Source organism: Luteibacter sp. TLI7-4A (genome assembly GCF_056754745.1).
The window spans coordinates 2,833,233-2,847,840 of record NZ_JBPGWO010000001.1 but is presented as its reverse complement, the minus strand read 5'-3'; the positions used below and the strand labels follow the sequence as shown (position 1 = coordinate 2,847,840).

Here is a 14,608-nt window from a genome sequence, read left to right as displayed (position 1 = left end):
TGTCGTCCGGGCGTTACCCGGAGACATGTAGATCGACGATACCGCTCATCCGGGTGGTTTCTTGGCCACCTATCTGGCGGTCGCGTTCCCGGTCAGCCACGGCTGCGGCTCGACCAGTTCAAATGCGCCCGACTCCACCGCGTCTTTACGCAAGTGCGGCCCATGGCCGGCGCCATAGACGACGAGCACGCGGTCCCCTGGCTTCGTCGCAAGCGCGCGGATATGGGTGAAGATGCGCAGGTTGCGCGCATACCATTGGCCGACCCATGCCGCGCCAGGGTTATTGGTGTCGTCGCCGAATAGCGGGTGCTCGAAGTAGCCTTTCGCGTCTTCGTTCATGCGCTTGGGGTCGTTCCACATCAGGTACCAGTCGGTCACGCTGTGGCCTTTCAGGTACTCGGTCTCCTTCGCCGCCGTGGCCTTCCACGGGGCGACTTTTCTTTCCAGCAGGTCCGCCTTGCCATGTGCTTTCGCCCATGCCATCCAGTCGTAGTCGGCATCCTTGCCGGGGGCGTCACCATTCCAGTCGACGGCATCGACACGGGGTAGTCCCAGCTGTTTGGCCAGCCGCAATCCGATCTGGTCGGTTTCGTCTGCCGTCAAGGTGTAACGGCCTGCCCGATAGTCCGCGTAGCGCTTATCGAGTTCGGCCTGCTTGGCATAGGGATATTCGATCGCGATGTGCGTGGGCTTCCATGCGGCGAGCCGCGTGACCATCTCCTCGATCTCGGCCTGTCGTGCCGGCGTCCGCACGTCTTCCACATGCGTATTGGCCACGTCGCGATTGTGGTTGGCCAGGTGGCCCGAGCCGAGGAACATCATTTTAGGCACCTCCTGCGCCGTGGCGGCGAGCGACGCCACGGCCAGGAGGGTGGCGGATATCCAGCGATGCATGTGATCCCCTGCGTTGATGAGTGAGCAGGTAGGATGCCTGGCCTGCCTGGATGGTTGGCATGACTGATGGCATGACCGGCGGACTCGGCTATGCCAGGCAAGGACGGCTAAGTCGCCACCACGTCGTGCTCGCGAGCCGTACCGTGCGAAGCTACGGCCACGTGATATTCCATCAACAATGGCGACGGCACCCGGCATGCCGGGTGCATCCGGGTCAACTGCAGGATCGACCCCGAGACACCGCTCATCAGGCCGGGGGTGAACGCATCGCGTGCAAGGCCACCGACGATGCCGTGCTCCTCGATGCTGGACAACACGATGGCCGCGGCAGGCAGTCCGGTATCCGGCACGAGGGAAGGGTCCAGGCGTGCCGCGCGGGTCAGCAGTTCCCAGGTGCTCAGGTCGCCGTGACAGAGGGTATGGCTGTGTCCCCAGCCGCCTTCGTAGGCGGCGCGCACCGCACGGCGCAGCGTATCCAGATGGCGGGGGTGCCGCGTGCGCTCGTAGAGATCGCATGCCGCCAATCCGATGCCAACGCTGCCGTGGCACCAGGTGTTCGCGAAATCGCCACTGTCGGGTTTACGGACGTCGATCCAGTTGCTCGCCTTCGTGTCGTATAGCGATTCCTCAAAATCGAATGCCAACTCGGCGAGGTTGAGCCAGCGGTGGCGGTCGATGGCGTTTCCGGCATCGCTGAGGCCGAGGCGTGTGAGTGCCCAGCCGGTACCCGTCGCGCCGTGGGCAAAGCCGCCGATCGGCTCGCTGAAGATCGACGCGGGCCAGCGCGCCCCGCGTTCGTCGACGATGGCGGTCGCTTCGAGGTGTCTGCCCGCCCGCTCCGCGAGCGCCAGCCAGCGCGGATCGCCGGTGGCGTCCGCGAGGTTGAGCAGGGGAACGATCGCGCCGCCCACGCCTTCCAGGATATCGAGAACGCGCTCGTTCTCGATGTCCCAGCGTTCCATGCGCGTCGCCTGGGCCACGGCGCGGGACAGGAATTCCTCACCCGGGTGCAGGTAATCGAGGGTCAGCCACGTCTGTACCTGCGAACCCAGCCCGATGAAACCGCCGATCGCCTCGGCTTCGTCGCTGTCCTCGGCGGCACGCAGGATGCGGAGCACGCCATGCAACGCCTCGGCGACCCCGACGACCTTGTCGACTCGGCCATGTCGCATTTCCTCGGCGTATCCAGCGAGTGCCAGCGCGATGCCGCCCAGGCCGACGTAAAGATTTGACTGCAGCGTGCGCATCGTCCAGCCGCCACGGCCGAGGATCGGGCTGATCCAGGTCATGGTGCCATCGTCACCGCGCACGGAGAGGCGAAGGAGTTGTTCGAGCGTCTCCCGGGCCATCGCCCGCCGCCGCCGATCGAGATCGTCGGCATGAGCGTTCCGGGCGGAAAGATCGTAGGGTGAACGCTTGTCGTCGTTGAGCCGAACATTGAGGTGGGCGGTAACGAGGGCGCCGCGAATGGTCAGTTCCTCCAGCTCGATACGCATGTCCAGCCAGGCGCGAAATACCTCGTCCCGCTGCGATTCGTCCAGCACGTTGGCGAAGACGGGGACGTCGCCATGACGCATGTCGTCGATTTCGCCGGCGATGATGGCTGGGTCGGAAGGGGCGACGGGCGAGACGACGGCGTTTCGCGTCAGAAGATCGCGGGCGCGCTCGATGGCGGCTGGTTCGTCGTGCAGCGATGCGGGATGCCAGAGCATGCGCATCACTTCGACATACGCCTGTGTCGGCCGCCGGATGCGCCGTATGCGACAGCCGACGAAGGCTTCGAGCAACGGCGTGAGCGCTTCACCGCGATGCCGTTCGGCGAGCGCATCGCTCATTGTGCGGAAACCCGCGACGATATCTTCCCAGAAGCGTGAGATGTCGGGGTTGGTGCAGGGATGGTTCTTGCCGGTCTCGATCTCGACGCTGACCAGTCCGACCCGGGCCTCGGTCGTCCCGGCATCGACTATCTCCGGAACGCGGATCTTCGGTTGCTCACCCTGCAGCGCGCCGATGGCGGAGATGTCGACGCCGTCCAGTCCCAGCACCGGCGCCCGGAACGGGACCAGCCCCGTGCGAAGCACCGACGAGCGGATGAGCGCCTGCGCGAGGTCGACGGCTTCGCCCTTCTGCGAGGGCGGGAGCGGAATCTCCGTGACGAACAGGCTTTCGACGTCGACCACGTACGGGACGATGGACGACGCGATCAGGTTCTCGTAGTGGATGTCGGTGCCGCCGAGCAATCGCATGACCGCGAGCCAATACCCGATGTTGCGATAGAAGATGGCAAGCTGCGCGTCGTCGGTGCAATGGATATGGTCGACATGGCGGCTCCATCCGTAATCGCCCCGGTCGAGCACCGCGGGTACGCGTATGCGCGAAGGATCGTCGTGGAGCACCGTGTCGAGAAAACGGTCCAGCACGGCGTCGACGCGCAGCGACCTCGGCTTGTACATGATCGTGCCACCGGCGAAGGTCAGGCGTGCCACGGACTGTCCGCCCTCGTGGACATCACCCTCGCCGAGGTACAGCGAGCGGAGTTCGCCAAGATCGGTTCCCACGAAGAGGGACAAGGCTTCACGGTCGGCGACCAACCGCGAAAGCATGGCGACGATGGCATGGCGTTGCTGGTCCAGAACCTTCGTGAGGCGGGGCGTGAGTACGGGATAGCGGCGATCGATCGCCGCGACGAATCCGGGGGTCATGGCGTGTGCGATGAAGGCGGCGAAACGCGAGGCTTCGGTTCCCTCGGGAAGGTCACCGGAAAGCTTTGCCGCATGCAGTTCCAACAGGAGCACGCGGTTGAGCTTTCGTTCGGCGTTGTCGAGCAAGGCGCGTTCCGCGACCCTGGCGACAAGAAGGCGTTCCACCTCATCGAGCCCGGGTTGGCGGACGATGTCCTCGGCGAGTCGCCGGCGTGCGTCGTCCGTAAGGAAGGCGATGACAGGGGCGAAGGCGTTCTGCGACGCGGATGCATCCATGGGCGGTCCCGACGGTACCGTTGCGGTTTCTAGGATGGCGAAGGGATAGCCGTGGGGTTGGCCACGGCTATCGCGGCTACCGCTTGTTAGCAGCAGACGCCCGGCCGGGAGGCCGTACAGGAACTACAGTTGGAAATCAGTGCGATGTCCGTGCTGGTCATCGCCATCAACGTCTGGGCATGGCCCTCGGTGTAGAGCGAACCAGCCGGATTGTCATACCCACCTACGCTATCGGCGCCACTCAACCATCCCGCCAGGATCTTGTCGGTCTGCATGCGAGTACTCCTCAGGTGTTACGGGTGTGCGCCCGGACGTTGAAGAAGCGCGTCGCGGCGGGCGCATCCACGACGACGCCGCCAGAGCATTCTGATGACTCCGGGACGAGGATTTGCGTGGTTTGCCGAATTTGCGCGCAAGAGACGACACATGCCGGTGACCGGTATCTGGCACCATGCGATGACGCCGCCACGATGGGTGGAAGGGTGCATCGATGATCCTCAAGCGCTTCATCCTTCGACACCGTGCCCTCGTCCTCGGTGCCATGGTGCTGTCCGCCGCGAGCGCCCTGTCCACCATGGCGCTGCTGTCGCATATCAACGAGCTGGCCGCCAACGGCGTGCACGCCGGCCGCACGGCTTCCTTATGGAAGGGCGCAGGATGGCTGGGTGCCGTGCTCGCGACAGGCGCGATGTCGCAATTCATCCTGGCCCGTCTAGGCGGCGATCTCGTCGCGCAACTGCGGATCGACCTGTCGCGCCGTTTCATCGACCTGGAATACGAGAAGCTGGCCAACGAAAAGCACGCGATCTTCGGTTCGCTCATCGAGGACGTGGCAAGCATCGCGCCGCTGGTGCTCGTCGCTCCTTTATTGGCGTACAACGGGTTGCTCGTCGTGCTGTATGCCGGTTATCTCGCCAGCGTTTCACCGCCACTCCTGGGCATTCTCGCCACCTTTCTCTGCGCCACGATCGTGGTCTCTCTGGCATTGGAACGGTTTCTACGTCGTCGCTTCGACGCCTTGCGCGAAGCGAACGAAAAGGTCTTCGAATACTTTCGCTACCTCAGCGAAGGAAAGAAGGAACTGGCGCTCAATGCCGCGCGCGCCAGGCATGTCGCCGAGGAACTCATCCGACCGGCCATCGGTCGTTCCCGCCGCTTGATGATCCAGGTGCACACGGGTCTTGGTTTCAATGAGGCGTGGTCGTCGGCGGTGATCTACGCGTCGGTCTTCGTCATCGTCTATGTCGGTTACGCGAGCCTGGCATTGCCACAGGCGACGCTCATGCGCTTCGTGATCGGCGCACTGTTCCTCAGCGGCCCGATCGCGTTCATCGTGAGCGCGGCACGGCAGGTGGGCGTCGGTACGGCCAGCTTGCGGCACCTCCAGCGCGTCGGCCTGGATCTTGGTGGTGAGGTCGATCCACCCGCACACGGGGCGGAGCAGGGAATCGGCGACGAATGGCGCAGCATCGCGCTCAGGGGCGTCAGCTACGCCTATGCGGGCGATGAGGACGGACGAATGGCACTCGGCCCGGTCGACATGGAAATCCGGCGTGGCGAACTCCTCTTCATCGTCGGAGGCAATGGCAGCGGCAAATCGACCTTGTTGCTCCTGCTCGCTTCGCTGCTCACGCCACGCACAGGCGGACTCGCCGTCGACGGCGTGCCGCTAGAGCCGGACAAGCAGCGTCATCGTGAGCGTTTCACGGGCGTGTTCGGCGATTTCTTCCTCTTTCCGCATGTGCTCGACGTGGCGGGACATCCTCTCCCCGACGAACGCATCCGGACGCTGCTGGTATCGCTGGGCCTGGGTTCGCAGGTCCAGGTGGCGCAGGGGGAATTGTCGAAGCTCACCCTTTCCACCGGGCAGCGAAAACGCCTCGCGCTCTTGCAGTGCTATGCGGAAGACCGCGACATCTTCTTCTTCGACGAGTGGGCCGCCGACCAGGACGCGCACTTCCGCGATTACTTCTACCGCACGCTTCTTCCGGACCTTAAAGCACAGGGCAAGACGGTCGTGGCGATTACCCACGACGACCGTTATTTCTCGCTGGCCGATCGTGTGGTGAAACTCGAAGCCGGGCGCATCGTTTCAGATACCCGCCGCAGAGATGGCGGCGCGGCGCACACCGCACGCGATTCCGCGGCGGAGCATCGCGTAGGCTAGAAACGACAGGGCCACCACGCAGATGCATGGTGGCCCTGCACGGCCTTCGCTTTTACTTCCGCAGGTCGAACCGGTCGAGGTTCATCACCTTCGTCCAGGCGGCCACGAAGTCGCCGACGAACTTCTCCTGTGCATCGGCGCTGCCGTAGACCTCGGCCAGCGCGCGCAGGATGGAGTTCGAACCGAAGACCAGGTCCACACGGCTGCCGATCCATTTCAGCTTGCCGGTGCCGCGCTCGCTGCCTTCGAACGACTCCCGGGCGGGGGAGGTCGGCTTCCACACCGTGCTCATGTCGAGCAGGTTGCGGAAGAAATCGTTGGTCAGCGTACCCGGCCGGTCGGTGAAGACGCCTTGCTTGCTGCCCTCGACATTCGCGCCGAGCACACGCACGCCACCGACGAGCACCGTCATTTCCGGTGCGGTCAGGGTCAGCAACTGCGCCTTGTCGATCAGCAACGCTTCGGCTGGCACGCTGTAACGACCCTTGACGTAGTTACGGAAACCGTCGGCAACGGGCTCCAACGGCTCGAAGGAGGCGACGTCGGTCTGTTCCTGCGAGGCGTCGGTGCGACCCGGGGCGAAGGGGACGGTGACGGCATGGCCGGCATCCTTCGCCGCTTTCTCGACGGCCGCGCTGCCCGCCAGCACGATCAGGTCGGCCAGGGAGATCTTCTTGCCGGCTTGCGCGCCATTGAATTCGGCACGGATGCTCTCCAGACGGTCGAGCACCTTCGCCAGTTGCGCAGGCTGGTTGACCTTCCAGTCCTTCTGCGGCGCGAGACGAATGCGCGCACCGTTGGCTCCGCCGCGTTTGTCGCCGCCACGGAACGTGGAGGCGGAGGCCCATGCGGTCGAGACCAGCTCCGACACGGTGAGGCCGGAGGCCAGCACCTTCTCCTTGAGTTGCTTGATGTCGTTCTCGTCGACCAGCGGGTGGTCGACCTTGGGTACCGGGTCCTGCCAGATCAGTTCCTCGGCGGGCACCTCGGGACCGAGGTAGCGCGAGCGCGGCCCCATGTCGCGATGGGTCAGCTTGAACCAGGCACGCGCGAACGCGTCCGCGAATGCTTCCGGATGCTCGAGGAAGTGGCGTGAGATCTTTTCGTAGGCGGGATCGAGGCGCAGCGAAAGATCGGTCGTGAGCATCGTGGGCTTGCGGTTGGGACCGCCGTGCGCATCGGGGATGACATCGCCGCTGTCCTTCGCCACCCACTGGTGCGCGCCGGCCGGGCTCTTCGTCAGCTCCCACTCGTGCTTGAAGAGATTTTCGAAGAAGAGGTTGCTCCACTTCGTCGGTGTCTGCGTCCAGGTCACTTCCAGGCCGCTGGTGATGGCGTCGCGACCGACGCCACTGCCATGGCTGTTCTTCCACCCCAGCCCTTGCTGTTCGAGGTCGCCCGCCTCGGGTTCGGCCGCGACGTTGGCGGCGTCGGCCGCGCCGTGGGTCTTGCCGAAGGAATGGCCGCCTGCGATCAGGGCGACGGTTTCTTCGTCGTTCATCGCCATGCGCGCGAAGGTCTCGCGGATATCGTGCGCCGCGGCGATCGGGTCCGGCTTGCCTTCAGGGCCTTCCGGATTGACATAGATGAGACCCATCTGGACCGCCGCGAGCGGGTTTTCCAGGTTACGTCCGCCTTCGGTGCGGTCTTCTTCCTCGCCGTGCAGCTCGGGATCGGCAACCAGCACGCCTTCGCTCTGTGGCGTGACCTTGCCATAGCGATGGTCGCCGCCGAGCCATTCGGTCTCGTTGCCCCAGTAAACGTCCTGGTCGGGTTCCCAAGTGTCCTCGCGTCCGCCGGCGAAACCGAACGTCTTGAAGCCCATGGTTTCCAGGGCGACGTTGCCGGTGAGAATCAGGAGATCGGCCCACGAGATGCTGCTGCCGTACTTCTGCTTGATCGGCCAGAGCAGGCGTCGCGCCTTGTCGAGGCTGACGTTATCGGGCCAGCTGTTCAGCGGAGCGAAGCGCTGCTGGCCGCGACCGCCGCCGCCACGTCCATCGCCGATGCGGTAGGTGCCCGCACTGTGCCATGCCATGCGGATGAACAGCGGACCGTAGTGGCCGAAATCGGCCGGCCACCAGTCCTGCGAATCGGTCATCAGGTCGGCCAGGTCTTTCTTCAGCGCCGCGAGGTCGAGCTTCTTGAATGCCTCGGCATAGTCGAAGTCCGGCGCAAGCGGATTGGACCTGGACGAATGCTGGTTGAGCAGGTCGACCCTGAGGCGCTTCGGCCACCAGTCGTTATTGGTCGTGCCGCCGCCGGCGGTGTGATTGAAAGGGCATTTCGCTTCGCTCGACATCAGGAGGTCTCCTCTGGCTTGCCGGGACGAAGGATCGAGCGCCGGCGACTCGTGGTTTATCTAGTGCCTGGATCATGGCCCGATTGCGAGCATTGCAGAAATTGATTGATCTTATGATGACAAGAGGCTGAGCCTATCGAGAACTAGCGCAACTCCTGCAACCGGATCAGGTTTCCCGCTGGATCTCGGATGGCGCAATCGCGAACCCCGTACGGTTGTTCGGCCGGTTCCTGGACGATTTCCGCGCCGCTGGCTTGTATCCGGTCGAAAGCCTCGTCGAGGTTCCTCGTGGCCAGCAGGAGGATGGCGAAGGTGCCCTTGGCCATCATCTCGGCGATCGTGCGGTGCTCATCTTCGGTGACGCCGGGCGAAGCCGCCGGCGGGTACAGGACGATGGAGGTATCTGCCTGGTTGGCGGGGCCGACGGTGATCCAGCGCATGCCGTTGTAGCCTACGTCCTTGCGAACCTCGAAGCCGAGGATGTCGCGATAGAAGCCCAGGGAAGCCTCGGGGTCGTTGTGTGGCAGGAAGCTGGCGTGGATGGCGATGTCCATGGCGACGGTGCTCGTTGGTTGGGAGCGGTCATGCTAGCCGTCGCACCGCGGCGCGCGCTTCTCGATTCCTGACCGGTCGCGTGACCTGTTTCGCCACGCACGATGGCATGCCGGAAACCGCCTGCGCTTCGCGCTCGCGATAGACGCTCGGAGGCATGCCGACCAGTTCGGTGAAGCGGGTGCTGAAGGTACCGAGCGATGCGCAACCGACCGCGAAGCAGACATCGGTGACACTCAGGTCGCCGCGACGCAGCAAGGCCATCGCACGCTCGATACGGCGCGTCATCAGGTAGGCATAGGGCGATTCGCCATAGGCGAGCCGGAATTGCCGGCTGAGGTGGCCCGCGGACATGTGTACGCCGCGTGCAAGTGCTTCGACGTCCAATGGCTGGGCGTACTCGCGGTCGATACGGTCGCGGACCCGGCGTAGCCTTGCCAGGTCGCGCAGGTGCTGTGTCGGGGCCGGCCGGTCGCTCACGCGGCGGATCGTGACACGCCACACCTTCTTCCCTCAAGCCTGTTGACGCTATCGGCATCGGACAAGCTGTACGGCACGGTCCTGCCGCCGTACTCCGTCCGGGTGATTTCTTTCGAGCGATAAGCCCCTATAGTCGCGCGATCACTCCCCGGACGTCCCCATGAGCGCCATCATCGATACCGACATGACCGACCGCCGGCCGCTGGGCCGCGGCGATGCGAAGACACTGATCCTGTCCGCGCTGGGCGGCGCGCTCGAGTTCTACGACTTCGTGATCTTCGCCTACTTCGCCAAGACGCTCGGACACCTGTTCTTCCCACCGGGAACCTCCGATTGGGTGGCACAGTTGCAGGCCTTCAGCATCTTCGCCGTGGGCTATCTCGCGCGGCCACTCGGTGGCCTGGTGATGGCGCATTTCGGTGACCGCGTCGGTCGCAAGCGCATGTTCACGCTCAGCGTGTTCCTGATGGCGGTACCGACCTTGTGCATCGGTTTCCTGCCCACGTACGCGACGATCGGCGTACTGGCGCCCGTGCTGCTGACACTGTTGCGCGTGGTGCAGGGCATCGCCATCGGCGGCGAGGTGCCGGGTGCATGGGTCTTCGTCGCCGAGCACGTGCCACGGCATCGGGTAGGCCTGGCGTGCGCGAGCCTGAGTTCCGGCCTCACCTTCGGCATCCTCATCGGTTCGCTGGTCGCCGCCGCCATGAGCGCCCGCATGTCCGAGGCGGCGATGCTCGACCATGGCTGGCGCATCGCGTTCCTCCTGGGCGGCGTGTTCGGGTTCTTCGCGGTGTACCTGCGCCGCTGGCTCAGCGAGACCCCTGTATTCGCACGCATGCGCGAGCGCAAGGAACTGACGACGGAGTTGCCCGCATGGGTCGTCCTGCGCGATCACCTGCCGGGCGTGGCCCTGTCGATGGTCGTCACCTGGGTGCTCACGGCGGCGATCGTCGTGGTGATCCTGATGACGCCGACGCTGATGCAGACGGCCTTCCATGTCGAGCCGGCCCGGGCCTTCACCGGTGGCAGCCTCGCCGCGTTTTCCCTGTGCGTCGGCTGCGTGCTCGGCGGTCTGCTGGTGGACTGGCAAGGCAAGGCGCGCGCGATGCTGGTGGCTTCGGTGGGACTGGCCGCCAGCACCTATGCGTTGTACTTCGACCTGAGAAGCGGCGGCACCCATCTGCTTGCGCTGTATTCGCTGGCCGGGCTGTTCGCGGGCGTGGCCGGCATCGTGCCATCGGTGCTGGTCGCCGCCTTTCCGCCGGCCATCCGTTTTTCGGGTATCTCCCTGTCGTACAACGTGGCCTACGCCATCTGCGGCGCGGCTACCCCGGTGCTGGTGGGCTACCTGGCGAAGACCGCGGGCGGGCTGGGGCCCGCGCACTACGTCGGCCTCGTGGCCCTGATCGGCGTCGCCAGCTCCCTCTACATGATGCGGAAGGGGCAAGGCATGGCCCCGGGCTGAGCCGTTCGGCCGCTTTCGCGTTTCACGTATTTTTCATGCCCGTGACGAAGGCGGTCCCTCCGGCTGTCGGTACAGTTGCGCCGGCTTCGTACCTTCGGCATCCTTTTCCCATCGAGGCATGCCGCCGCGAACATGGGTCGTTCCCCGCGACCCGCCGTCGTCCCCCTACCTGTCGCTCCAGACCCCATGACTGACGTCATCACCCTAGGCTGGCGCGAACGGCTCGCACTTCCGTCGCTCGGCATTCCCGTCCTCAAGGCCAAGCTCGATACGGGCGCGCGCTCGTCGTCGCTGCACGTCGAATGGCTGAAGGTGGACCAGCGCTCCGATGGCACCTGGCTACACTTCCAGGTGCGCACCACGCGCAAGGGTGGGGTGTCCGCGCCCTGCGAGGCGAAGGCGACGGGACAACGATCGGTCACGGACTCGGGCGGTCACACGACCACGCGCTGGTTCATCCGCACGGAGGTGGAACTGGCCGGCCGCCGCTTCATGGCCGACGTCAACCTGACCGACCGGCGGCACATGCTGTTTCCCCTTCTGCTCGGCCGGACCGCCCTCGACGGGCGCTTCCTGGTCGATCCTTCGCTTTCCTACTCGCAGACGCCGCGCCGCGCCGTCCGGGACCCGTCATGAAGATCGCCATCCTGTCGCGCAATGCGCGGCTCTACTCCACCCAGCGGCTGGTGGAGGCTGCGCGCAAACGCAAGCACACGGTGCGGGTGATCGACCCCCTGCGTTGCTACATGAGCATCGCGCCACAATCGTTCGCCATCCACTTCAAGGGCAAGCCGCTCGGCCCGGTGGACTGCGTGATCCCGCGGATCGGCGCCTCCAGCACGTTCTATGGCACGGCGGTGCTGCGCCAGCTGGAACTGATGGGCGTCTTCACCCCGAATCCGTCCGATGCCGTGCTGCGCGCGCGTGACAAGCTGCGCTGCCTGCAATTGCTGGCGGCCCGGGGCGTGGACATGCCCCTGACCGCCTTCGGCGACAATCCCGACGACACCGCCGACCTCATGGCGATGCTTGGCGACCCGCCGCATGTCATCAAGCTCAACGAGGGAACCCAGGGTGCCGGCGTGGTCCTGGCCGAGAAGCGCTCGGCGTCGCAGAGCGTCATCGAGGCGTTCCGCGGCCTCTACGCCAATTTCCTGGTCCAGGAGTTCATCCGCGAGGCGAATGGCCAGGACCTGCGCTGCTTCGTGGTCGGCGACCAGGTGGTGGCCTCGATGCAGCGATCGTCGGCGCCGGGCGAGTTCCGCGCGAACCTCCATCGAGGCGGCAGCGCCGCCCAGGTGACCCTGACCGAGGACGAGCGCCGGGTGGCGATCGAGGCGGCCTCGGCGCTGGGCCTGGAGGTGGCCGGCGTGGACCTGCTGCGCTCATCGCGCGGGCCGCTGCTGCTGGAGGTCAATGCCTCGCCAGGATTGGAGGGCATCGAGGGCAGTACCGGCGTGGACGTGGCCGGTGCCATCGTCGCCCATTGCGAGGCCCGGCTGGCCGGACGTCCGGCGGTGCCGAAGGCCCGCCGGCCCAAGGCGCCGAAGGGGTTAACAGCGATTTAAAGGGCGCTCCCCTATAAAGGTCCCACTGTGATTCCGCGACGCGGGGTGACGGTATCGGGGCAGTAGTTCTTTCGGCCCGGGCGGGTTCCCCCCGCCCGGGCCTCTCTTTTAGTTCTGTCCGCTTCACGGTTTCCCCGTTAAGCTTGCCGTCGCAATACTCATAAGACTCAAAGCGACCGCACAACGGAGTGCCGCATGCGCGTTCTGGTCATCGAAGACAATACCGACATCGCGACCAACATCGGGGATTACCTCGAGGATCGTGGTCACGTGGTCGATTTCGCCGGCGACGGCGTCACCGGCCTGCATCTGGCCGTGGTGCACGATTTCGACGTCATCGTGCTCGACCTGACCCTTCCGGGGATGGACGGGCTCGATGTCGCCAAGAAGCTGCGCCACGAGGCGCACAAGCAGACGCCCGTGCTCATGCTCACGGCGCGTGATTCGCTGGAGCACAAGCTCACGGGCTTCGAGTCCGGCGCCGACGATTACATGACCAAGCCATTCGCCTTGCAGGAGCTTGCTGCGCGCCTGGAAGTGCTGGCGCGACGCGGCAAGGGTCCGCAGAGCCGGGTGCTCAAGGTCGGTGGCCTTACCTACAACCTCGACACGCTCACGGTGACCCGCGAGGGCAAGTCGATCCAGTTGAACCCCATCGGCCTGAAGCTGTTGCAGGCGCTGATGGAGGCCAGCCCGTCCGTGGTGACCCGCCAGGATCTCGAACAGCGCGTCTGGGGCGAGGAACTGCCCGATTCGGATTCGCTGCGCGTGCATATCCACGGGCTGCGTGCGGCCATCGACAAACCCTTCGAGAAACCGCTGATCCACACGCGTCACGGTATCGGATACCGCATGGTCGATCCGGATGCGGTCCAGGCGTAAGCTTCGTTTCCGACTGATCGTCACATTCACGCTGTTCGGGTTCGGCCTGAGCGCGCTGTTCGCGTTCGCGGCGATCAACATCCGTGAGCGCGTCGAAGAACAGTTGATCAACTCGGCCCTCCAGGACGAGGTCGATTCGCTGAACGAGCAGGTGCGCGCGAATCCCAATGAGCGTCCGCAGTTCAACATCGTCAAGGCGTCCACCTTCAGCGACCGCACGATCTACAAGGCGCCGCTGACCTGGCAGTCGCTCGACACCGGCGTGCACGATCTCTACGAGACGGACAAGGACGGCAAGAACCACCACTACAAGGTGGCGGTGCGGCGCGAAGGCGGCATCATCAACTTCCTGCAGTTCGACGTCTCGCGCGACGAACTGGGCAAGCGCCAGTTGATCACCAGCGTGGTCGCGGCCGTTTTCCTGTTCGGCCTGTTTTCGCTGGTGCTGGGCGTGTGGTTGTCCTCGCGCGTCCTGCGACCGGTGACCGACCTCGCGCGTCGCCTGCGCGATTTCCGCCGCGTGGGCAAGGCCGAGGCCCTGGCCCCGCATTTCGCCGACGACGAGGTGGGCGAACTCGCCGTGGCCCTCGACGAATACGCCATGCGGCTGACCTCGGTGGTCGAGCGCGACCGCGAATTCAATTCCGACGTGAGCCATGAATTGCGCACGCCGCTCGCGGTCATCGCCAGCACCACGGAACTGTTGCAGGGCTCGCCGGATCTCACCGACAAGCTGCGCGAGCGCCTGAAACGCATCGAACGCGCCTCGCGCCAGGCCACCGAACTCATCGAAGCCCTGCTCCTGCTGTCGCGTGCCGAGCGCCGCGGGCCGACGCGTGGAGAGACCACGGACGTGGCCAGGGTCGCCGCCGACGTCATCGAAAGCCAGCGTCCGCAGATGGGCGGCAAGCCGATCGAGATCGAACTGATCGCGGACGGATCGGTCACCGTGAACGCGCCCGCATCGGTGCTCTCCGTGGCCTTGACCAACCTGATCGGCAACGCGATCAAGTACACGATGGAAGGCAAGGTCACCGTGCGTGTCCTCGATGGCCACATCGATGTCATCGATACCGGCCCCGGGATCAAGCCGGAGGATGCCGAAAAGCTCTTCCAGCGCGGCATCCGCGGCGAAAGCGCCACCGGTGGCGGGGCGGGCCTCGGCCTCGCCATCGTTCGCCGCCTGTGCGAACTCTACGACTGGGATGTTTCCCTGCGTCCCCGCCCCGAGATGGCCGGCGCGATCTCCACGATCGACTTCCGCTAGTGGGGGAGCCGGCGCGGCTCCCTTCGTTGTCATCTCAGCTGTCATCAAGA

The 14,608-nt window shown here is 65.1% G+C and carries 12 protein-coding genes; 6 read left to right on the top strand and 6 right to left on the bottom strand.

Translation table 11 applies throughout. The annotated features are described in order from the left end of the window. Positions 1 to 69: 69 nt before the first annotated feature. The 3 genes from ACR9Y6_RS12585 to ACR9Y6_RS12575 form a co-directional block, all read right to left on the bottom strand. Positions 70 to 894, bottom strand: a complete 825-nt coding sequence (locus ACR9Y6_RS12585) for a DUF5694 domain-containing protein (RefSeq protein WP_481281590.1) — start codon at positions 892 to 894, stop codon at positions 70 to 72. A 107-nt stretch (positions 895 to 1,001) separates the two neighbouring features. Further along, positions 1,002 to 3,872, bottom strand: coding sequence for a type 2 lanthipeptide synthetase LanM family protein (locus tag ACR9Y6_RS12580; protein WP_481281589.1), 2,871 nt, complete (start codon positions 3,870 to 3,872; stop codon positions 1,002 to 1,004). A gap of 86 nt (positions 3,873 to 3,958) precedes the next feature. Continuing rightward, positions 3,959 to 4,147 (bottom strand): DUF6229 family protein, encoded by a 189-nt coding sequence (locus ACR9Y6_RS12575; protein ID WP_481281588.1) that lies wholly within the window; start codon positions 4,145 to 4,147, stop codon positions 3,959 to 3,961. Between the two features lie 215 nt (positions 4,148 to 4,362). On the opposite strand from ACR9Y6_RS12575, the gene ACR9Y6_RS12570 reads away from it, so the two are divergent. Further along, a complete protein-coding gene (locus ACR9Y6_RS12570; RefSeq protein WP_481281587.1) occupies positions 4,363 to 6,039 on the top strand; it encodes a cyclic peptide export ABC transporter in 1,677 nt (558 codons plus the stop codon). 52 nt (positions 6,040 to 6,091) lie between these two features. Here ACR9Y6_RS12570 and katG read toward each other — a convergent pair whose 3' ends face one another. From katG to ACR9Y6_RS12555, 3 genes are all read right to left on the bottom strand, one after another. Next, entirely contained in the window at positions 6,092 to 8,341 is a 2,250-nt protein-coding gene (gene katG / locus ACR9Y6_RS12565; protein ID WP_481281586.1) for a catalase/peroxidase HPI, read from the bottom strand. A 143-nt stretch (positions 8,342 to 8,484) separates the two neighbouring features. Next, complete coding sequence (locus tag ACR9Y6_RS12560; RefSeq protein ID WP_481281585.1) at positions 8,485 to 8,895, bottom strand: VOC family protein; 411 nt, start codon at positions 8,893 to 8,895, stop codon at positions 8,485 to 8,487. A 28-nt stretch (positions 8,896 to 8,923) separates the two neighbouring features. After that, positions 8,924 to 9,373, bottom strand: a complete 450-nt coding sequence (locus tag ACR9Y6_RS12555; protein ID WP_481281584.1) for a helix-turn-helix transcriptional regulator — start codon at positions 9,371 to 9,373, stop codon at positions 8,924 to 8,926. 160 nt (positions 9,374 to 9,533) lie between these two features. On the opposite strand from ACR9Y6_RS12555, the gene ACR9Y6_RS12550 reads away from it, so the two are divergent. The 5 genes from ACR9Y6_RS12550 (at position 9,534) to ACR9Y6_RS12530 (ending at position 14,558) form a co-directional block, all read left to right on the top strand. Next, positions 9,534 to 10,841, top strand: a complete 1,308-nt coding sequence (locus ACR9Y6_RS12550) for an MFS transporter (RefSeq protein ID WP_481281583.1) — start codon at positions 9,534 to 9,536, stop codon at positions 10,839 to 10,841. A 186-nt stretch (positions 10,842 to 11,027) separates the two neighbouring features. Next, positions 11,028 to 11,477: an ATP-dependent zinc protease family protein gene (locus tag ACR9Y6_RS12545; protein ID WP_481281582.1), complete on the top strand. Its 450-nt coding sequence runs from the start codon at positions 11,028 to 11,030 to the stop codon at positions 11,475 to 11,477. Next, positions 11,474 to 12,409, top strand: coding sequence for a 30S ribosomal protein S6--L-glutamate ligase (rimK, locus tag ACR9Y6_RS12540; RefSeq protein ID WP_371022625.1), 936 nt, complete (start codon positions 11,474 to 11,476; stop codon positions 12,407 to 12,409). The genes ACR9Y6_RS12545 and rimK overlap by 4 nt, the downstream gene beginning before the upstream one ends. Before the next feature lie 195 nt (positions 12,410 to 12,604). Beyond that, a complete protein-coding gene (locus ACR9Y6_RS12535; RefSeq protein ID WP_166699672.1) occupies positions 12,605 to 13,291 on the top strand; it encodes a response regulator transcription factor in 687 nt (228 codons plus the stop codon). Then, positions 13,275 to 14,558 carry a sensor histidine kinase gene (locus ACR9Y6_RS12530; RefSeq protein WP_306850964.1) on the top strand — a complete coding sequence of 428 codons (1,284 nt, stop codon included), beginning with the start codon at positions 13,275 to 13,277 and terminating at the stop codon, positions 14,556 to 14,558. Before ACR9Y6_RS12535 ends, ACR9Y6_RS12530 begins: the two co-directional genes overlap by 17 nt. Positions 14,559 to 14,608: the final 50 nt, after the last annotated feature.